The organism is Winogradskyella marina (genome assembly GCF_015645385.1).
In the GTDB taxonomy this organism is placed as follows: Bacteria; Bacteroidota; Bacteroidia; order Flavobacteriales; family Flavobacteriaceae; genus Winogradskyella; species Winogradskyella marina.
In genome coordinates this window covers 147,380-169,266 of the sequence record NZ_JADOET010000002.1, presented here as the reverse complement: position 1 = coordinate 169,266, position 21,887 = coordinate 147,380, and the positions used below count along the sequence as shown (strand labels likewise).

17 protein-coding genes are annotated in these 21,887 nt (G+C 33.2%); 11 read left to right on the top strand and 6 right to left on the bottom strand.

The window, feature by feature from the left end; genetic code table 11:
• Nucleotides 1-53: 53 nt before the first annotated feature.
• From ITJ86_RS03930 to ITJ86_RS03915, 4 genes are all read right to left on the bottom strand, one after another.
• Nucleotides 54-575, bottom strand: coding sequence for a hypothetical protein (locus tag ITJ86_RS03930; protein ID WP_195870309.1), 522 nt, complete (start codon nt 573-575; stop codon nt 54-56).
• Nucleotides 568-1,500 (bottom strand): SPFH domain-containing protein, encoded by a 933-nt coding sequence (locus ITJ86_RS03925; protein ID WP_195870308.1) that lies wholly within the window; start codon nt 1,498-1,500, stop codon nt 568-570. Before ITJ86_RS03925 ends, ITJ86_RS03930 begins: the two co-directional genes overlap by 8 nt.
• Nucleotides 1,501-1,615: 115 nt before the next feature.
• Nucleotides 1,616-3,130 carry a glutamate--tRNA ligase gene (gltX, locus tag ITJ86_RS03920; RefSeq protein ID WP_195870307.1) on the bottom strand — a complete coding sequence of 505 codons (1,515 nt, stop codon included), beginning with the start codon at nt 3,128-3,130 and terminating at the stop codon, nt 1,616-1,618.
• A 700-nt stretch (nt 3,131-3,830) separates the two neighbouring features.
• Nucleotides 3,831-4,874, bottom strand: a complete 1,044-nt coding sequence (locus ITJ86_RS03915; RefSeq protein WP_195870306.1) for an alkane 1-monooxygenase — start codon at nt 4,872-4,874, stop codon at nt 3,831-3,833.
• A 551-nt stretch (nt 4,875-5,425) separates the two neighbouring features.
• On the opposite strand from ITJ86_RS03915, the gene ITJ86_RS03910 reads away from it, so the two are divergent.
• From ITJ86_RS03910 to ITJ86_RS03885, 6 genes are all read left to right on the top strand, one after another.
• The gene (locus tag ITJ86_RS03910) at nt 5,426-8,998 is read left to right on the top strand and encodes a DUF4175 family protein (RefSeq protein ID WP_195870305.1); all 3,573 of its coding nucleotides are present in this window, start codon (nt 5,426-5,428) and stop codon (nt 8,996-8,998) included.
• Nucleotides 8,991-9,401, top strand: coding sequence for an rRNA maturation RNase YbeY (ybeY, locus tag ITJ86_RS03905; protein ID WP_195870304.1), 411 nt, complete (start codon nt 8,991-8,993; stop codon nt 9,399-9,401). Before ITJ86_RS03910 ends, ybeY begins: the two co-directional genes overlap by 8 nt.
• Before the next feature lie 80 nt (nt 9,402-9,481).
• Nucleotides 9,482-11,353 (top strand): tRNA uridine-5-carboxymethylaminomethyl(34) synthesis enzyme MnmG, encoded by a 1,872-nt coding sequence (mnmG, locus tag ITJ86_RS03900; RefSeq protein ID WP_195870303.1) that lies wholly within the window; start codon nt 9,482-9,484, stop codon nt 11,351-11,353.
• A 324-nt stretch (nt 11,354-11,677) separates the two neighbouring features.
• A complete protein-coding gene (locus ITJ86_RS03895) occupies nt 11,678-12,130 on the top strand; it encodes a hypothetical protein (protein WP_195870302.1) in 453 nt (150 codons plus the stop codon).
• An 18-nt stretch (nt 12,131-12,148) separates the two neighbouring features.
• Nucleotides 12,149-13,009, top strand: a complete 861-nt coding sequence (locus ITJ86_RS03890; RefSeq protein ID WP_195870301.1) for a class I SAM-dependent methyltransferase — start codon at nt 12,149-12,151, stop codon at nt 13,007-13,009.
• 257 nt (nt 13,010-13,266) lie between these two features.
• Nucleotides 13,267-13,827, top strand: coding sequence for an OmpH family outer membrane protein (locus ITJ86_RS03885; protein WP_195870300.1), 561 nt, complete (start codon nt 13,267-13,269; stop codon nt 13,825-13,827).
• A gap of 33 nt (nt 13,828-13,860) precedes the next feature.
• Here the strand turns inward: ITJ86_RS03885 and ITJ86_RS03880 are convergent, their stop codons facing one another.
• Nucleotides 13,861-15,021 carry a DNA polymerase III subunit gene (locus tag ITJ86_RS03880; protein WP_195870299.1) on the bottom strand — a complete coding sequence of 387 codons (1,161 nt, stop codon included), beginning with the start codon at nt 15,019-15,021 and terminating at the stop codon, nt 13,861-13,863.
• 69 nt (nt 15,022-15,090) lie between these two features.
• Here ITJ86_RS03880 and ITJ86_RS03875 point away from each other — a divergent pair, with 69 nt between their 5' ends.
• The 3 genes from ITJ86_RS03875 (at nt 15,091) to ITJ86_RS03865 (ending at nt 19,112) form a co-directional block, all read left to right on the top strand.
• Nucleotides 15,091-16,278: a phosphoglycerate kinase gene (locus ITJ86_RS03875; protein WP_195870298.1), complete on the top strand. Its 1,188-nt coding sequence runs from the start codon at nt 15,091-15,093 to the stop codon at nt 16,276-16,278.
• A gap of 272 nt (nt 16,279-16,550) precedes the next feature.
• Nucleotides 16,551-18,110, top strand: coding sequence for a LysM peptidoglycan-binding domain-containing protein (locus tag ITJ86_RS03870; RefSeq protein WP_195870297.1), 1,560 nt, complete (start codon nt 16,551-16,553; stop codon nt 18,108-18,110).
• Nucleotides 18,111-18,134: 24 nt separating this feature from the next.
• On the top strand, nt 18,135-19,112 hold the full coding sequence (locus ITJ86_RS03865; protein WP_195870296.1) for a DUF4837 family protein: 978 nt from the start codon (nt 18,135-18,137) through the stop codon (nt 19,110-19,112).
• 99 nt (nt 19,113-19,211) lie between these two features.
• Here ITJ86_RS03865 and ITJ86_RS03860 read toward each other — a convergent pair whose 3' ends face one another.
• Nucleotides 19,212-19,397, bottom strand: coding sequence for a Sec-independent protein translocase subunit TatA/TatB (locus tag ITJ86_RS03860; protein WP_195870295.1), 186 nt, complete (start codon nt 19,395-19,397; stop codon nt 19,212-19,214).
• A gap of 115 nt (nt 19,398-19,512) precedes the next feature.
• Between ITJ86_RS03860 and ITJ86_RS03855 the strand changes: the two genes are divergently transcribed.
• Complete coding sequence (locus ITJ86_RS03855; protein WP_195870294.1) at nt 19,513-20,382, top strand: M23 family metallopeptidase; 870 nt, start codon at nt 19,513-19,515, stop codon at nt 20,380-20,382.
• A complete protein-coding gene (locus ITJ86_RS03850; protein WP_195870293.1) occupies nt 20,382-21,884 on the top strand; it encodes a GH3 auxin-responsive promoter family protein in 1,503 nt (500 codons plus the stop codon). The genes ITJ86_RS03855 and ITJ86_RS03850 overlap by 1 nt, the downstream gene beginning before the upstream one ends.
• Nucleotides 21,885-21,887: the final 3 nt, after the last annotated feature.

The following is a 21,887-nucleotide window of genomic DNA, read 5'->3' as shown; positions in this document are numbered from 1 at the left end:
TGATGTACTTCTTAAAAGCAAAAACCTCGAAAATAATTTTCGAGGTTTTTTTATTAATCGTCTATAGGTTCCATTTTTAAATCGTCTTCCGGAATCTCTAATGAGGTTTTAAAATCAGGAAGAATTTGTTGTGTTAAAGCGTCATTCTGTAATTGTTTGGCTTCTATAAACCACCAGTAATTATCGGTTTCATTATAAATTCCTAAAAGGTAACTTTTTGAAGAAATACGTTGATCAGACATTACCATTTGGTTGTAACCTTCTACAACGCATCTAAACTGTCCTTGTTCTTTAACTATGTCAGATACACCAATAATATCTGCTTTTTCAAACACAAAACCTTGTGCTTTCATACCTTCAAAAGTAGCCTCAATAACTTTTAAAGCTGCGTCTTTGCCTCCCATCATGTCTAATACAGACGGAAGCGTGTGTTTAAGAACGGTTTTATAATCCATTTCTAAGGTTGCCGTAGATGTAATTTTAGCATCTTTTAATGCATCAGCTTTAGTTTGAGAAACTACATTTAGACTTGTTGCTATACTTACAAATAGTACTAATCTTTTTAATTTATTCATCATTCTTTTTTTTCTCTTTTTGAGCTTTCATAGCCTCACCAATTTGATTACTTGCTGTAAAACTAGCCACCATATCGTTTAGCATTTGGCTACCAGCTTGTGGTGAATTAGGTAATAGTATTAAGTTACTATTAGTTTCTTGTCCTACGGCTTGTAATGTATCATAATGTTGCGTTACAACAATTAAAGCAGAGGCTTCTTGCGAGTTAATACCAACACGGTTTAAAACATCAACAGACTCTTCTAAACCACGAGCAATTTCGCGTCGTTGGTCTGCAATACCTTGACCTTGTAAACGCTTACTTTCAGCTTCAGCTTTTGCTTTTTCAACAATAAGAATACGCTGTGCATCACCTTCATATTGTGCCGCTGTTTTTTCTCTATCTGCCGCATTAATACGGTTCATAGCTATTTTTACTTGTGGATCTGGATCAATATCAGTTACTAATGTTCTTATAATATCAAATCCGTATTCCATCATAGCATCATTTAATTCTGCTTTTACAGCTAAGGCGATATCGTCTTTTTTAACAAAAACATCATCCAATTTCATTTTTGGTACTTCAGCACGTACGACATCAAAAACATAACTTGTAATTTGTTCATGCGGATAATCTAACTGATAAAAAGCATCATAGACACGTTCTTTGATTACTCTATACTGTACAGAAACCTTTAGTTTTACAAAAACATCGTCTAAAGTTTTCGTTTCTATAATAACATCGAGTTGTTGAATTTTTAGACTTAATCGTCCGGCAATTTTGTCTACTAACGGAATTTTAAGTTTTAATCCAGAATGCCTAATACTATGAAATTTACCAAAACGCTCTACAATTGCAGCAGTTTGCTGTTTTACAACAAACAGACCTGAAATCACAATAAAAACACCCAATACTATAATTGGAACTAAGAAAAAATCACCCATAACTTGTTATTTAAATTAATAATATAATCGTTTAAAAATAACTTATTTAAAGCACAAGTCCTAAGTTAAAAGTATTTAGTACGAGCTTTTATATGTAAATGGAAAAGAGTCGTTTTTAAATGGTCTTCATTAAAGCTTCAATACGTTTCACAGTCTCAGCCTTTCCAATCATAAAGATAATATCAAATACATCAGGACCTTGTAATGCACCTACCAAAGCCAATCGTAATGGCATCATTACTTTTCCAAAACCAATTTCATTTTCAGTAATCCAGCCTTTTGTTTTGGCTTGTAAATTCTGAACTGTAAATTCTGAGGTTCTTGTAACAATGTTAATAACCTCTTGAAGCAATGCTGGAGTTTCATCTTTCAAAGCTTTTTTAGACGCTTTTTCATCATAAGACGTTGGAGCGGTAAAAAAGAAATGACTTAAGTCCCAAAAATCTTGAACAAACGTTGCGCGTTCTTTTATTAAACCAACAACCAAGGCAATATAATTAATATCGATTTCTGCCAATTCTGGTTGAAGGGCTTTAAACTGTTCCGCTAAATCTAAATCTAATTGCTGTTGCATATAATGATGATTAAACCACTTGGTTTTATCCGGATCAAAACGAGCACCTGCTTTATGTACTTTTCCTAAATCAAATTCTGAAATCAATTGTTCTAGGCTAAAAATCTCTTGTTCTGTTCCAGGATTCCATCCTAAAAACGCTAAGAAATTAACAACAGCTTCCGGAAAATAACCATCCTCTTTATAACCTCTTGAAACGGTTTTATCTGGTGCTGTATACTCTAATGGAAACACAGGGAATCCCATTTTATCACCATCACGCTTGCTTAATTTTCCTTTACCTGTTGGTTTTAAAATTAATGGTAAATGCGCAAATTCAGGCGCTTTCCAACCAAAACCATCATATAATAATTGATGCAAGGCTAAAGATGGTAACCATTCTTCACCTCGAATCACATGTGTAATTTCCATTAAATGATCATCAACAATATTCGCCAAATGATAGGTTGGCATGCCATCGCTTTTAAACAAAACTTTATCGTCTAAAACATTGGTATCAATAGATATGTTTCCACGGATAATATCAGTAAGATGTAAGGTTTCATCTTGAGGCGATTTAAAACGAATCACATAATCATCACCGGCTTCAATTTTAGCTTTAGTTTCTGTTTCTGTTAACACTAACGAGTTAACTAAACGTCCTTTTTCACGGTTATGCCAATTATAAATAAAGGTTTTGCCTTCTGCTTCATGAGCTTTGCGTTCAGCATCTAATTGTTCAGCGGTATCAAACGCATAATAGGCTTTGCCTTTTGCAATTAATTCATCCGCATATTGCTTGTATAAATGCTTGCGTTCACTTTGTCTGTATGGTCCAAATTTTTCGTTTGTTCCAGGACCTTCGTCAACAGTAATGCCACACCAATTTAAGGATTTAACAATATAATCTTCTGCACCTTCAACATACCTGTTTTGATCGGTATCTTCAATTCTTAGTACAAAATCACCATTGTGTTTTTTAGCGAATAAATAGTTGAATAAAGCGGTTCTAACACCACCAATATGTAATGGTCCTGTTGGACTTGGTGCAAAGCGCACACGTACGTTTTTAGACATAATAGTAAACTCTCAAAGGGTTTGTTATTCTGAATTTATTTCAGAAAATCATTAATGCACAAAGATAGTTTGATAAGATTTTAGAACAAAGAAAAAAGAGTAAAGAGGTTAGAAATTAGATATTAGACTAATAGAATATAGACTCAGTTTAAATTTTATAAAAAATACGATTAAGAATTTCAAATTTATGTTTTGCTGGTCTATTATCTATATTCTTTTTATTTTCCAGCTATTTTACCAAATACAGCACTTATAAACAGAATCTCACCAATTTTACTGAGATTACATTTAAAATAAAATTGCAGTTTAGCTAGCTGTTAATTTTGAGTTTTTGTAGTGAGAATTAAGACTAAGTTAGGCGTAATGACGAGTAATTTTAGCAGAATTATTATTGAATTGTACTTTAAAAAAAGTAGTCAAAATCACTGTAAAGTACCATAGTTCCGACAAAGTCGGACGCAACGATTTTCAGAAATAATGAACAACAATTAAAGTTGATTTAAGAAATCAAGGTTTTGAATTCTTAATTATACAAAGAATATGAAATACCAATGTATTTGCGAATGGTGCTTGCAATTTCCTAACAAATCGTTTTGATTTTTTGATTCGTTTTGTATCAAGACAAAATGAATAAAATAAGTGAAAATTTCAGCTTGAATTTCAGAACATAAATCAAGACGATTTTTAGTTAGATCGCAAATTAATTTCTTATCATAGTCTTAGGTACGCGCTTATTCATAATCTTAAACCATAATGGAGGCACCATGGCTAACACCATAGACGTTGGATAACCATAAGGCATTTGTGGACTTTCATCATGGCAATCTAAAATCTGATATTTTTTAGACGTTTTATAATGATGGTCGCTGTGTCTGGTTAATTCGTACAACACAATTCTGCCAATAACATGATTAGAATTCCAAGAATGTATTTCTTTTACACGCTCATACCGTCCAGATTTTGTTTTTAATCGCAATAAACCATAATGTTCAATATAATTTACGGTTTCGAGAAGTATAAACCCAACAATTCCTGCAAAAATGGTGAATATTAAACCTGAAATTCCAAAAATGACAACAACTACTATGACATAGCTAATTTGAAGAAAAACATACCAAAACATGTCATTTTTAAGCGAAAAGAAGTGTTTTTTGTTGTTTTTAAGCAATTTTAGTTGAATTTTCCATGCATTAAAATATTGTCTTAGAGTTGATGTGAACCAAAAGGAATAAACACTCTGGTTATATTTAGCAGTCGCAGGATCTTCAGGAGTTGCGGCATGTAAATGATGTCCAAAATTGTGTTCAATATAAAAGTGCATGTAAAAAGCGGGTAGAAGTAGTGCTTTACCTAAATATCGTTCGTTGGTGGTTTGTCTGTGACCAAGTTCGTGAGCCACATTAATACCATTGACACCCAAAACAATTCCCACGGAAAAGATAATACCGACAAATTCATAGGTTTGCAACACTGAAAATGATGTGGTAAATAAGCCATAAATAACTAAACCATAAACAACAGGAAGGTTTAAATATAATAACCAATCAAACAGTTTTTGTTTTAATTTATTGTCGGCTTCATCAGGCTTTAAATTATCAGTATCTACTGGAAAAATAAGTTCTAAAATAGGAATACATAAAAACGCAAAAACAGGTGTTGCCCAAACCCAATAACCTTTTAAATATAGACCGAAAAATGCCATAACAGGAATGGAAAACGCAGCGATGTATTTAAGGTCTTTCATGGAATTTTATTAATCTTGAAAACACTGGAAACGGTTTTTTTAAGGTGTGTAAAGTTCAATTTCCACTCAATTTAACACTAAAATCCTCTAAATTAACAGAATCTTACCAATTTTCCCGAAATTGCATTTAAAATAAAATCGTAGTTTAGGCAGTTATTAGCTATGAGTCGTTAGTACTGAGTCTTTAGCTTTGAGTTCTGAGCTATGAGAAATGTGTATTGAAACATTAGAAAAAAGAGATACAGAAACAGAGAAGGACTAGAGTAAGCAATGTTAGAAAATTACACTTAATGTACTAACTTAATAAACGAAAATAAAAAGATTGTAAAATACCAAAGTTCGGACAAAGTCGGACACAACGATTTTCAGAAATAATGAGCCAAAATCGTTGTTAATTTACAAAATCAAGGATTGGAACGTAAATTTTATAAAGTACAAAACGTATTAATTCATCAGCGAATGGTGCTTGCAATTTCCTAATAAATCGTTTTGATTTTTTGGTTCGTTTTGTATCAAGACAAAATGAACAGAGAAATAAGAGAAAATAATAAATGAGTAATTTCGAAACCATAAAACAAAAACTAGAACAGTTCATAAAACGGTATTACACCAATGAACTACTAAAAGGCGTCATACTATTTTTCGCTGCTGGTTTATTGTACCTTATGATTACTTTATTTGTAGAATACATCCTATGGTTAAACCCAACAGCAAGAACAATTTTATTCTGGACATTCATCGCTGTAGAATTAGCACTTTTCGTAAAATTTATAGCCATTCCATTAGCGCATTTATTCAAGCTACGACAAGGCATCAATTTTGAAACAGCCTCTAAATTAATAGGAAGTCATTTTCCAGAAGTCAACGATAAATTGTTGAATGTTCTTCAATTAAATCAAAATCCACAACAATCGGATTTATTACTTGCCAGTATAGAACAGAAGTCGCAAGAATTACAACCTATTCCGTTTAAGTCAGCCATTAATTTTAAGTCGAATACCAAATATTTAAAATACGCAGCCATTCCTATTGCCATTTTATTATTATCATTCGCCACAGGAAAAATTAACTGGTTTAGCGACAGTTACGAACGCGTTGTAAATTATAAAACGGCCTACGAGCCACCAGCACCATTTCAGTTTTTTGTATTGAATGATAATTTACAAGCAATAGAAAATAAAGACTTTAAGTTGAATGTGTCAACCGCAGGAAACGTCATTCCTGAGAATGCACAAATTAAATTCAACGGTCAATCTTACTTTTTACAACAAGTTGCACCAGGTGAATTTCAATACACTTTCAGTCTGCCAAAAGAAGCTGTAGAATTTACATTATCTGCAAATGATATCACGTCCAAACCATACAAACTGACTGTGGTTAATACACCAAATTTGGTCAATTTCGAAATGGTTTTAGATTATCCATCACACACCAAAAAACAAGATGAGGTTTTAAAAAGTACAGGTTCTGCTGTTATTCCAGAAGGCACAAATGTCACTTGGAAAGCAAAGACAAAATCTACAACTGGAGTTCAAATTTATGCTGAAGACACCTTGCGTTTTACATCCAATGACAAAGGGAATTTTGAAACTACCAAACGACTTTTTAAGAATTACAATTATAGCATTACCACAAGTAATGATGACTTAAAAGATTACGAGAATTTAGCGTATAACATTAATGTGGTTAAGGATACGTATCCAGAAATGAAGCTTAAAGTTCAAAAGGACTCCATAGATCAACAAAGCCTTTATTTCTATGGACAAGCGAGCGATGATTATGGCTTAACGAAGCTACAATTGGTGTATTATCCAACAGAAGATGAATCTAAAAAAGTAGTTGAACCCATTGCGATTTCAAAATCTAATTTTAGTGAGTTTGTAAGTGCCTTTCCAAATCAGTTTAATTTAGAAGACGGAGTGAGTTACCAACTCTATTTTGAGGTGTTCGATAATGATGTCCTTAATAATTATAAACGCACAAAAAGTGCAACATTCAGTTACCGAAAACTAACTAAAGACGAAGAAGAGCAGAAGCAACTCAATGAACAAAACGAAACCATAAAAGATATTAGTAAAACTTACGATAAACTTCAAGAACAAGACAAAAAGCTTGAAGAAATTTCCAAAACTCAAAAGGAAAAAGAAAAGCTAAATTTTAATGACAAGAAGAAATTTGAAGAGTTTTTAAAACGTCAGAAAAATCAGGAACAGTTGATGAAAAATTTCAACAAGAAACTGCAAGATAATTTAGAAGAATTTCAAAACGAAGATAAAGAAGAGGATCAATTTAAAGAAGACTTAAAGGAACGATTAAAAGAAAATGAAGAGCAACTAAAAAAAGACGAAAAGTTACTCGAAGAGCTCGAAAAATTACAGGATAAAATTAATAAAGAAGAGTTCACTCAAAAGCTTGAAGAATTAGCCAAGCAAAATAAAAATAAGAAACGCAGCATGAAACAACTCTTAGAGTTGACAAAGCGTTTTTACATGATGAAGAAGGCCGAAAAAGTAGCAAATGCTTTAGAAAAATTGGCTGAAGAACAAGAAAAATTGTCAGAAAAAGGGCAGGATAATACTAAAGAGGCTCAAGAAAAATTGAATGAGGAATTTGATAAACTTCAAAAGGATATTGAAGAGTTACAACGTGAAGATAGACAACTTCAAAAGCCAATGAACCTTCCGAGAGATGAGTTTTTAGAAGATGAAATAAAATTCGATCAAAAGGAAGCTAAAGAAGCCTTAGAAAAAAAAGAAGACAACCAATCTAAAGGAAAATCACAAGAAGCTCATGAGCAGCAAGAACAGGCTAAAGAACAACAAAAGAAAGCGGCTAAAAAGATGAAGCAAATGAGCGACATGATGAAATCGTCTGGTGGAGGTGGTGGTTCTGGTGAGCAAATGGCGGAAGATATTGATGCATTACGTCAAATATTAGAGAATTTGTTACGCTATTCATTTGATCAAGAAGACCTTATGAATACTTTTGAGAGTATAGGTATTAATAATAACAAGTACGGAAAATACATTATTGAACAAAGTAATCTAAGATCGCATTTTGAACACATTGACGATAGTTTATTTGCCTTATCATTAAGGCAACCCAAAATTTCAGAACAAGTAAATTCTCAGATTACAGACGTCTATTTTAATATAGACAAAGCGCTTGATTTATTAACTGAAAACAGACTTTATCAAGGAGTAGGTGCGCAGCAATATGCTGTAACGGCTACAAATGAATTAGCTAACTTTCTTAGTAATGTTTTAGATAATATGGAAATGTCTATGAATCCATCACCTGGTCAGGGTGAAGGTGGTGAACAGTTACCAGACATTATAATGAGTCAAGAAGAACTCAACAAACAAATGGAGGAAGGTGTAAAGAAGAGCCAAAAAGGTAAGGAAGGTGAAGAAGGAAATGAAGGCGAAAAACCAGGATCTGAAGGAGAAGAAGGTAAAGAGGGTGAAGGTGAAAAACCTGGAGAATCAGGTAAATCTGGTAAAGAAGGTCAAAGTGGTGAAAGCGGTAAAGGAGGACAACAGCAAGGTCAACAAGGTGAAGGAGGACAATCTGGTGAGAATGGAAAACAGAATGGTGAAGGAAACCAAAGTGGAAAGGATGGAAAAAATGGTAAAGATGGCCAAAATGGAGGTGAAGGTAACGACGGACAAGGTGAAAAAAATGATGGTTATGGTGAAGGCGGAAGTGAAGAACAAAATGGTGAACTCTTTAAAATATATCAGCAACAACAACAATTGCGTCAAGCTTTAGAAGATCGATTAGTTAAAGATGGAAAGATTCAGTCGGCTGGTCAATTGATTAAACAAATGGAGGATATTGAACTCGATTTGCTAAACTCTGGGTTTACAAATCAAACGCTTCAGAAGATGATGGATTTGCAACATCAGTTATTAAAATTAGAGAATGCAACCTTTATGCAAGGTCAAGATTCTAAACGTAAGTCTGAAACGAATACAAAAGAATTCAATCAAACAAATCCAAGTCAAATACCAACGGCGAAACAATATTTTAATACCATTGAAATTTTAAATCGTCAAGCACTACCTTTGCAGAATCATTATAAGAAAAAGATTCAACAGTATTTTAAGCAGAGCGATGATTAGTTTTAACTACGAAACCAATTTTAATTTAGAAAATGAAAGTGATTTTTCTAAATGGATTACCGAGACGATTTTAGAGGAACACTGTAAGGAAGGTGAGATTAATTACATCTTCTGTTCAGATGACTATTTACATCAATTAAATGTCGATTTCCTAAATCACGATACCTTAACAGATATTATTAGCTTCGATTACTCAGTAGGAAAAGAACTACATGGTGACATTTATATTTCTGTAGATCGTGTTAAAGAAAATGCTCAAGAGTTTAATACGAGTTTCAAAGATGAAATGGCACGTGTAATTATTCACGGTATTTTGCATTACTGTGGTTATAAAGATAAGTCAGAAAGCGATGAAAAACTGATGCGTTTCAAAGAAGATTACTACTTAGAAAAACGAAATTAGAAGCTAGCTTTTCATTGTATATTTGCAAGCTAGTTTTTTTACAAATAAGTGTTCCACGTGGAACAAAAAGAAATTAAGATATGTTTAATGAAGTTTATGATGTTATTGTAGTTGGAGCAGGACATGCTGGAAGTGAAGCTGCAGCGGCTGCTGCAAACATGGGAAGTAAGACATTATTAATTACAATGAACCTTCAAAACATTGCTCAGATGTCTTGTAATCCTGCTATGGGAGGTATTGCAAAAGGACAAATTGTAAGAGAGATTGATGCGCTTGGTGGTTATAGCGGTATTGTTTCAGATACGTCTGCTATTCAATTTAAAATGCTGAATAAATCTAAAGGACCTGCTATGTGGAGTCCAAGGGTACAATCTGACAGAATGCGTTTTGCTGAAGACTGGAGGTTGTTATTAGAGAACACTAAAAATCTCGACTTTTATCAAGAAATGGTTTCAGGACTGCTTGTAGAAAATCATAAGGTGGTTGGTGTTAAAACATCATTGGGAATTGAAGTGAAAGCAAAAACGGTTGTACTTACCAATGGAACGTTTTTAAATGGTTTAATTCATATTGGTGATAAGAATTTTGGAGGGGGAAGAGCAGGAGAGAGAGCAGCAACCGGAATTACGGAACAACTTGTAAATCTTGGTTTCGAATCAGGAAGAATGAAAACAGGAACACCTCCAAGAGTCGATGGAAGATCCTTAGATTTTTCTAAAATGATTGAACAGCCAGGTGATGAAATCCCTGAAAAGTTTTCGTATTTAGATACCACAAAACCTTTAACGGAACAACGCTCTTGTCATATGTCTTATACAAGTGAATTAGTACACGGTTTGTTGCGCGAAGGGTTTGATCGTTCACCTATGTTTAATGGTAGAATTAAAAGTGTTGGACCGCGTTATTGTCCTTCGATAGAGGATAAGATTAATCGATTTGCAGACAAGGATAGACATCAATTATTCGTAGAACCTGAAGGTTGGAATACATGCGAATATTATATTAATGGGTTCTCTACATCCTTACCAGAAGATGTGCAATTTAAAGCATTACGTTCTGTTGTAGGTTTTGAAAATGTAAAATTCTTTAGACCTGGATATGCAATTGAATACGATTATTTTCCGCCAACACAATTAAAGCATACTTTAGAAACAAAGCTAGTAGAGGGTTTATATTTTGCTGGACAAATAAACGGCACTACTGGATATGAAGAAGCCGCTTCTCAAGGGTTGATGGCAGGAATAAATGCAAGTTTAAAAGTGCAAGAAAAGGAGGCTTTTACATTACAAAGAGATGAAGCTTATATAGGTGTTTTAATAGATGATTTAATAACGAAAGGAACGGAAGAGCCTTATCGTATGTTTACCTCAAGGGCAGAATATAGAACCTTATTAAGACAAGATAATGCCGATTTTAGATTAACTACAAAAGGATATGATTTAGGATTAGCTTCAGAAAAACGTTTAAAACGGATGGAAGAAAAGCAATCACAATCGGATGCTTTTGTTCAGTTTTTTAGAAACACAAGTGTGACTCCAGAAGAAGCAAATCCTGTGCTAGAATCTAAAAATTCGTCACCGGTTAAGCAGCAGGATAAGATGTTTAAATTGTATGCAAGACCCAATATTACGATAGATGATGTTAGACAATTTGAAGCTGTGGAAGACTATATTCAATCTCATAATTTGGATAGGGAAGTTATAGAGCAAACAGAAATTCAAGTAAAATATGCTGGTTATATTGAAAAGGAAAAGAACAATGCAGACAAATTAAATCGATTAGAAAACTTAAAGATTCCTTCAGGTTTTGATTATTCAAAATTGAAATCGATGAGTATTGAAGCACGACAAAAATTAAATAAAATTCAACCTGTAACCATTTCTCAGGCCTCACGAATTAGTGGAGTTTCACCTAATGATATTTCTGTTTTGTTGGTTTATTTGGGACGTTAATTCCTGCGAAAGCAGGGATTTCATGATTGAAATTTTAATGTTCCACGTGAAACAATTATGAAAAAAGGATTGAAAAACACCCATCAAAGGGGGTAATTTACCAAATCAGAATTGAGTGCATTGAAAAATTCATTCTTCAATTTGAAATAAGATTTTTATCCTAGACCTATAAAGTTTCTTAGAACGATTGTCCCCTTGAGGGGACTTTAGGGGTGTTAGTGAAGAATGAATTATTATAAAAAGTTTACAATTATATTGTTCGAAAATTTGGTGCATTATGTTTGTAAATTGAAACAGATGTTTTTTGTTAGGATGAAAAAATATTTGCTATTTATTATTGGTTTTAATTTTATTGTTAGTTGTGCCAAACAAGAAAAGGTGCCTCTTAATGAAAGAGTAGAAGAATTTCGAGTATCTGAGTGTAGAAGCGATTATGGCTTAGATTCAATAGGAATTCTCACTAAAAAAATTGAAAATAAAAACCTGAAAGTATCATTAGGTTATGTTTTAAATTGTTCTTGGGAACAAGCTTATTTCAAAAACATTACTGAGAAAAATGACACATTGATTGTAACATTAGACCGACCTCATTCTGAAGATGGACAATATCCATTAACTTCGTGTGATTGTTTCTTCTATTTCGATTTTGTTGTTAGGGATTATGATAAATTACCAAAAGCAATTCGTGTTGTTGATATTTTTACAGAAGATAAGTTTTGGGATGAAACGGCAATTTTTAAAACTGAGATAGAAGAGATAATCATTGAATCTAATTAAACCCAACATACTTTTTCCGTGCCAAAACAAAACCCAACATATCTAACACTAAAAGACCATTCTGTTTCTAAAGAAGAGTTTCAATTATTACATAATTCTGAACTCGATATGCTAGAAACGTTTCCGCAACCGAAAGGTGAAAAATTGTCTGAATATTACAAAAGTGAAGACTACATTTCGCATACAGATACGAAGCGAAATTTATTAGAATTGGTGTATCATAAAGTGAGAGAAATTTCCCTAAAACGTAAATTGAAATTAATCAATTCGTTTCAGTCAGAATCAAAATCACTTTTAGATATTGGATGTGGAACAGGTGATTTTTTAGAAACAGCTTTAAAAGATAATTGGAAGATTACAGGAATTGAGCCTAACGAAAGTGCAAGGCAAATTGCGAATTCTAAAACCAATAATGCTGTTTTTGAAACCGAAGAGTTAGTAAAACTAAAACCCAATAGTTTTGATGTAATTACCCTTTGGCATGTGTTAGAACATTTGCCAGATTTAGAAATGCACGTGGCATTATTTAAAACATTATTAAAGCCAAATGGCACTTTAGTAATTGCAGTTCCTAATTATAAAAGTTATGATGCGGAATTCTATAAAAACTTTTGGGCAGCATATGATGTGCCGAGACACTTATGGCATTTTTCAAAAAGATCTATTTCAGAATTATTTAAAAAAGAACAGATGCAATTGGTAAAAACCTTACCAATGACATTTGATGCCTATTATGTCTGTTTACTTTCTGAAAAATATAAATCTGGTTTTATGAATCCGATTAAGGCATTTTGGGTAGGATGGCAGTCAAATCGCAAAGCCAAGCGATCAGGAGAGTATTCTTCGCATATTTACGTGCTAAGGAACACTAATTCTTAAATTGAAAGCATCTGTCTTTATGTTATAGTTATGAACAAGCTATAACAACAGAAAAAACTAAAACGCCCTTAAAACGCTTTATTTTGCGTCATTTTTAATAGGTTTTAGGAATAATATTTATTAATCACTATTGAAAACATCAATAGTTAAAAAATTCCACGTAACACGCACTATCTTTTATACATTTGCAAAAATTAAATTTAAACATAACCATGAAAGTTTATAGCTTTCATTAATAATTAAACATCAGAAATAAAATGAAAAAAATAATTTTAGGTTTAACAGTTTTGATTGCAGCAGCATCTTGTCAAGAACAACAAAAAATTGGATTTATTGATAACGGTGAAGTGAGTGATGCCTATCAAATGAAAATCGACATCGAAAAGAAGTTTGAAACGCAAAATGATGCCTTTACGAAACGAAGAGATAGTATTGCTCAGGTTTATCAAATGGAAATGCAATCTATTCAACAGCGTTTGGGTTCTATGTCGCCACAAAAACAACAAGAAGAATCACAAGTATTCTCTCAGAAGTGGCAACCAATTCAACAACAAATGCAAATGCAACAACAGCAAATGGAACAAATGTTTCGTACAGAAATGGATTCTGTAATTTCTCAAATGAACAAGTTTGTTGAGTCTTATGGGGAGAAAAATGGTTACACATTCATATTAGGAAAAAACCAAGCCGGAAGTGTATTGTATGGTAAAGATGTTAATGATATTACAGATGAAGTAACGGATGCCATAAACGAAGAATATAACGGAAAAGATGCTACAAAAGAAGAAGCAACTGAGGAAGCATCTACAGAAGAATAATCTAATATTTATTTAGATTTTACTAAGCCAAGCCTAAGACGCTTGGCTTTTTTTGTGCAATAAACGGGTTAATTTAATGGATAAGTCTGTTAGTACAATCTTAGAATTTCCGTTACGCTCAATATGATATATCGCATCTTGCAATTCATCCGAAATCTCTAGGATATTAGAATCATGTACAAAAGGTGCAAAGTTTTTGAGTTTAAAGTCCTCAGATTTTGGCTCTAAATAAACTAATTCTTCAGCCTTATAGTTAAGTAATAATGCTTGTCTAAAATAATTTAAGCAGAAATTGAGAAATTTCTTTTGAGTTTCACGTCCTGTTTTAGCAATTTCATTAGACCACGAAATTAAATCGTGAATGGCAGCTTTATTTCCTCGCGCTTTAAATGCTGAACGAATCCAAAATACAAACCATTTTTCAAATTGAATATCTTCACTATCGTGATAAATTAAATCACATGCTTTATTATAATTTCCATTAGATTGTTGTGCAATTTTGATGGCAACCGATTCTTCTATATGGTAATTTCTCACTAAAGCTTCCGTTATAGCGTCTTCTGCCAAAGGAGGAAAGTGCAAAATCTGACAACGCGACTTAATGGTACTAATAATTTGTTCTTCATCTTCAGCAATAAGCACAAATATGGTATTCTCAGGTGGCTCTTCAATAAGCTTTAATAGCTTATTTGCACTCGCTATATTCATTTTTTCGGCCATCCAAATTATCATCACCTTGGAGCCACCTTCATAAGACTTTAAGGTTAATGCTTTTACAATTTCAAGGGCTTCATCTACACCAATTTGGCCTTGTTTATTATCTACACCTAAAAGTTTGTACCAGTCAAAAAGGTTTCCGTATGGTTGTTGGTCTAAAAGTTGGCGCCATTCTTCGATATAATATTTTGAAACGGGCTTGCTTTTTACTTTATCGCTCGTTGTCACCGGAAAGGCAAAGTGCAAATCTGGATGCGAAAAATTCTTAAACTTTAAATTACAAGACTCGTTTCCACCACTGTTTTCGCCATTCGTATTGCCACACAATATATATTGCGCATAAGCCAACGCCATTGGTAGCGTACCAGAACCTTCAGGACCAACAAATAATTGTGCATGGGCAATTCTGCCAGCATCTACACTTGTAGTCAAATGATTTTTAATATGTTTTTGTCCTAAAACCTTAGAAAATTGCATAAAGCAAAACTATATAAAAAATTTCTGTTTCTAATCTTTATATTTGTGTTTCAAAATCAAAAATAAAAAATGAAGACACTTAACGATTTTAACTTTGAAGATAAAAAGGCATTAATACGCGTAGATTTTAATGTACCATTAAACGATGATTTTCAAGTTACTGATGCAACGCGAATTATATCGGCAAAACCAACTATCATAAAAATTTTAGAAGATGGCGGAAGTTGTGTTTTAATGTCGCATTTAGGACGTCCAAAAGGTGTGCAAGATGAATTTTCATTAAGACATATCATTCCTAAAATTGAAGATATTTTAGGAGTAGAAGTGAAATTTGCTAGCAATTGTGTAGGATCTGAAGCAGAGGAAAAGGCTAACGCATTACAACCTGGTGAAATATTATTGCTTGAAAATTTACGTTTTCATGAAGAAGAAAAAGATGGAAATAAAGATTTTGCCGAACAATTAGCAAAACTAGGAGATATCTATGTAAACGATGCCTTTGGTACAGCGCACAGAGCCCACGCTTCTACAACTATTGTGGCAGAATTTTTTCCAGATAACAAATGCTTTGGAAGCCTTTTAGCTCAAGAGATTGAGAGTATCAAAAAAGTTTTAGAGGATGGTGAAAAACCCGTGTTAGCAGTTCTTGGTGGAGCAAAAGTATCTTCTAAAATTACAGTGATAGAAAACATTTTAGATAAAGTAGACCATTTAATTATTGGAGGAGGAATGACCTTTACCTTTATTAAAGCACAAGGTGGAAAAATTGGAGATTCTATTTGTGAAGATGATAAAATGGACTTGGCTTTAGATATTTTAAAGCAAGCCAAAGCAAAAGGAGTTACAATTCATTTACCAGTAGATGTTATCGCAGCAGATGATTTTAGTAATACTGCAAATACGCAAACTTGTGATGTAACTCAAATTCCAGATGGATGGCAAGGTTTAGATGCTGGACCAAAATCTAGAGAGATTTTTGATGACGTTGTAAACAAATGTAAAACGATACTATGGAATGGTCCTTTAGGTGTTTTTGAATTAGAAACGTTCTCTAAAGGGACTATCGCGCTTGGTGATTCTATTGCAAATGCAACCAAAAATGGTGCGTTTTCTTTAGTAGGTGGAGGCGATTCTGTTGCAGCCGTGAAACAATTTGGTTTTGAAAACAAAGTAAGTTACGTAAGTACTGGAGGTGGAGCTATGTTAGAAAGCTTAGAAGGTAAGACCTTACCTGGAATCGCTGCAATATTGAGCTAAAAGGCGAAAAAAATAGTCAATATTTCTAAACTTAATCGTGTTGGTTATCCTTTTTTAGGTCGTATACTTTTGCGTTATAATGGTATTGATAATGCTTTTGAATATGTTGCAGAAGGAGATGCTAGGCAAGACGTGGGAACAATAAATACCACTACAGGAGAGTTGTTAAAAGAAGGGATTCAAGGAGAGCTACATTCTAAACATTCTCATTTTTTTATTTTTCTCCTAATTAACCAACCTATATTTTAGATTTAAATTAATGTTGTTTTAATATGCTACGAGTTATAATATTATTTTTTGGTACAATTGTTTTTGGAGCTACTGTGGTGGCACAAACCAAAACGGATAGTATTGTAAAAAAATCTTCAGAAGTTGTATCAACAAAAGATTCTGTTTTAGACGGCAATCTTTTTCAATCTGACAATAAGATTGAGGCCATTATAGATTCTTTAGATATTACCAATATTAAAGACTTACCAGAAGCTGCAGAACTCGATAAAAAATGGTTAGATGAACTGTATAGTAACTCGCTTTTCGATACGATTTACAAATCCGTTACTGAATTAGACTATGAGCCCGTAGACTATCCAGAGCTTCCAACAGATACATTAAAAGCAAGATTAGCACGTCTTAATGCAAGAACGCCGTTTAATGTAGAATACAATACTTCTCTAGAGAGTGTTATAAAAAGTTACTTAAAACACAGGCGCAATTCGCTAGAGCGGTTAATGGGTTTAAGTCACTTTTATTTCCCGATGTTTGAGCAAGAATTTGACAATCACAACATCCCTTTAGAGATGAAATATTTAGCGATTGTAGAATCTGCATTAAAACCAAGAGCACGTTCTAGAGTGGGTGCAACAGGGCTTTGGCAGTTTATGTATGGCACCGGAAAAGAACACAACTTGGATGTCAGCAGTTATGTAGACGATCGTAGCGATCCCATTAGATCTACCACAGCAGCTGCAGAATATTTAAATAGAGTCTATCGTATTTTTAACGATTGGGATTTAGCTTTAGCGGCTTATAACTCAGGACCTGGTAATGTAAATAAAGCAATTAGACGCTCTGGTGGATCTAAAAATTATTGGAATATTCGTCATAATTTACCACGAGAAACGGCTGGTTATGTACCTGCATTTTTAGCCACTATGTATATTTTTGAATATGCTGAAGAACACGGATTTAAGCCAGAGCGACCGCCTTTTCAGCTCATACAAACGGATACAGTTCATGTAAAACAAATGATTTCGTTAGGTCATGTGTCTGAAGCCACAGGTATAAAAATTGAACAATTACAGTTTTTAAATCCAGCGTATAAATTAGATATTATCCCAAAGGTGGAGGGTAAAACCTATACTTTGCGTTTGCCACGTGAAGCAATTGGTACATTTGTAACTCATGAAGATAAAATTTATGCGTATGCAAATGCGGAATTTGCTAAGCGTGAAAAACAATTACCAAAAGTTGTTAATGCCGAAACTAAAATAAGATATCGTGTAAGAAACGGAGATTATTTAGGAAAAATTGCTAGAAAGTATGGTGTTAGAGTGAGTCAGCTAAAACAATGGAATGGACTCAGGAGTAACAACTTAAAAATAGGTCAACGATTAACTATTTTTCCTAGAAACCATGGTGTGTCCAATGCCTCTGCACCAGTTAAAAAAGTAGTAAATGCAGAAGGAAAACAAACCTATACAGTAAGGTCTGGAGATTCACTTTGGTCTATTTCTCAAAAGTTTTCTGGAGTTACTGTTCAAAATATTAAAGATTGGAACGATATTAGTGGTAATAAACTCAAAATTGGAAAAACACTAATTGTGTCTAAATAATAAACCAACAAAAATTATAAACTTATGAAATCACTTTACACTGTATTATTTTGTGTGTTGTTATTAGCCTGTGGAGATAAAAAAGAAGATAAAACGATTTATTTACCGGCTTCTAATGGTAATTTAAATACAATTTCTATTGTTGCTGATAATATTGTTTGGGAAGGAGAAGTAGGCGAAGAGGTTCGAAATATTTTTGCTGCACCTTTAAATGGACTACCAACAGATGAGCCTATTTTTAGCATGAGACAAATTCCTACTCAGGTTTTCGATGGTTTTGCCGCACGAAATAGAATTGTTCTTAAAATTGAAAAAGGAGATATAGAATCTACCACTAAAATTGTAACTAATGCTTTTGCCAAGCCGCAAACTGTTGCTGTAGTTGGCGGTAAAACAGACAAAGAGATTATTGCGCAACTTAAAGAAAATAAAGCCAAAATAATCGATGCATTTACTAAAGAAGAGGTAAAAGAAAAGCAAAGGCGAATAAAACTATCATTGTTAGATGATACAGCCATGGAAACAAAATTAGGTATAACGATCAACATACCATCTGCCTATAGGATTAGTAAATCTGATGATAGTTTTTTCTGGGTACGTAAAAACCTTTCAAATACCAAAACAATGGAGCTTATGTTTTACGAAGTGCCTTTTGAAACTATTTCGGTAAGCGACAGTACCATTGTTGATATTATTAAAATGAGAGATGAGATTACCAAATCTAAAATTCCGGGTGAAGATGGCATTTATATGGCTGTTGAAGATGCTTATGCACCATCGCTATTTGAAACCATAATAGACAACAAACCAGCCTTTGAAGTAAGAGGTATGTGGGAAATGAGAGGTTTCACTATGGCAGGCCCTTTTGTAACCTATGCTATTGAAGATAAAATAAACAACCGTTACCTCATTGCTGATGGATATGTTTATGCACCATCTTTGAACAAAAGAGATTATATTTTTGAATTAGAATCGATTATTAAATCGATAACTATAAACTAATACAATAACACGTCGTTATTAAACCCCAAAAAGGTCATCTAAAAACATAATAGTTTAAGATGACCTTTTTTATTCTCAATGGGTCAAAGCCCATTTTACTTAGTTATTGTTTTCTTTAGTATCAGCAGATTCGTCTTTGCTAGCGTCCTTAAATTCTTTAATTCCGCTTCCTAATCCCTTCATTAATTCCGGAATTTTTTTACCACCAAATAATAAAAGAATTGCAAGCCCTATAATAACCCACTGCCATGGACCAACAAATAAAGGTATAATGCTTAAATTCATAATTTTTTAATTTAGACTGCAAAGTTAAGTAATTATAGTTTAATAATAGCGTTGTTATAGCAACTTTAAGACTTTATCATGAGACTATTTGAGTATTTTAACTAATTTTGTTTTGATGGCAAAAAAGAAAATAAAAGAAAAGAAATTCACAAAAAAATTACTTCATAAGTACCGTTTAGTTATTCTAAATGAGGATACTTTTGAAGAACGATTTGCCATTAAGTTAACACGATTAAACGTTTTTATATTATCATCGCTTTCTGCAATTTCATTGGTATTTTTCACGGTATTGTTAATCGCTTTTACACCGTTAAGAGAGTATATACCTGGTTATTCATCGGCAAAACTGAAAAAGAAAGCTACAATCCTCAATTACAAAACCGATTCGTTGGTTCAAGAATTAGAATTGAATAAACGTTACTATGCATCTATAAGAAAAGTATTAACAGGTGATGTTGCAACTTTAGATTTTAATCGCGATTCTATAATCGAAGAAGCAAAAAATGATCTCGATATTTTACAAGTACCAACAAATAGAGAAGATTCGCTTTTAAGAGAAAAAGTAGCCAAAGAAGATAAGTATAATTTGTTTGAAGTAGCAGGAGATCAATCGAGTTACATTTTATTTCCACCTGTAAATGGTACGATTTCCGAAGGTTATAACTTAGAAGAAAAACATTTTGCTGTAGATGTTGTGGTGCCAGTTAACACACCAGTGAAAGCCACTGCAGATGGTACTATAATTTTTGCCGAGTGGACCGTAGAAACCGGTTATGTGGTCATTATAGAACACAACAGGGAATTAATTTCGGTGTATAAACACAATTCGGCAATCACTAAAACACAAGGAGATGTTGTAAAGTCTGGTGAAGTTATTGCTATGTCTGGAAATGCTGGTGAACTAACTACAGGTCCACATCTTCATTTTGAATTATGGAGTAAAGGATATTCTATAGACCCAACTAATTTTATCAATTTTGAATAATGCCTTCATTTAAAGCTGCTCTTTCTAAACCCTTTGCTAAATTTATAGCAAAACGTATTCAAAAATGGTCATCTAAACCTATTGAAACGCAACAAAACGTTTTTGAAAATTTAATTTCTAAAGCTAAGCATACCGCTTTTGGTAAAGATCATAATTTTGATGCCATTACAACGTATGAAGACTTTCAAAACAATGTTCCTATAAGAGATTACGAAGAATTAAAACCTTATGTAGAACGTGTTGTGGCTGGAGAAGAAGATATACTTTGGAAAGGCAAGCCAATTTATTTTGCAAAAACCTCTGGTACAACCTCAGGAGCAAAATACATTCCGATTACCAAGGAAAGCATGCCAACACATGTTGAAGCGGCAAGAAATGCCATTCTAATGTATATTAATGAAACAGGCAATTCAAAATTTGTAGATGGTAAAATGATTTTCCTTCAAGGAAGCCCTATTTTAGAAGAACAAAACGGTATTAAACTCGGAAGGTTATCAGGAATTGTAGCACATTATGTCCCTAAATATCTTCAAAAAAACAGATTACCTAGTTTAGAAACCAACTGTATAGACGACTGGGAAACTAAGGTTGAAGCCATTGTAGATGAAACTATAAATGAAGATATGAGTATCATTTCTGGTATTCCATCTTGGGTACAAATGTACTTTGAAAAACTGATTGAAAAATCAGGAAAAAACGTTGGTGATCTTTTTAAAAACTTCAACCTTTTCATATTTGGAGGAGTTAATTACGAACCCTACAGAGCTAAATTCGAGAATTTAATAGGTCGAAAAGTAGATAGTATTGAATTGTATCCTGCTAGTGAAGGCTTTTTTGCATTTCAAGATAAACAAGGGGAAAAAGGGATGTTGCTGCAACTCAATTCTGGTATGTTTTACGAGTTTGTAGAAGCCGAGCATTTCTTTGATGAGAATCCAAAACGGATTACCATTGCAGATGTAAAGTTAAGCGTAAATTATGTCATGATTATTTCTACTACAGCAGGACTTTGGGCCTACAATATTGGAGATACTATTCAGTTTACATCACTAAAACCCTATAGAGTGATTGTAAGCGGACGCATAAAACATTTTATTTCTGCCTTTGGAGAGCATGTGATAGGAAAAGAAGTGGAACAAGCCTTAAAAGAAGCTACAGAAAACACTTCAATTTCGGTAAATGAGTTTACGGTTGCACCTCAAATAAGTCCGGAAGAAGGCTTACCATATCACGAATGGTTAATTGAGTTTGAAAACGAACCAGAAAACGAAGCGGAATTAATAGAAGCATTAGAACAATCCTTACAACAACAAAACAGCTATTATTTAGATTTGATTAAAGGGAAAGTTCTTAGACCATTAAAGGTGACAAAAATTAAAAAAGACGGCTTTCAAACCTATATGAAATCGATAGGAAAACTAGGAGGCCAAAATAAAATTCCAAGACTTGCTAACGACAGAAAAATTGCAGATCGTATGCATCAACTAAAATTAATCAAATAAGCC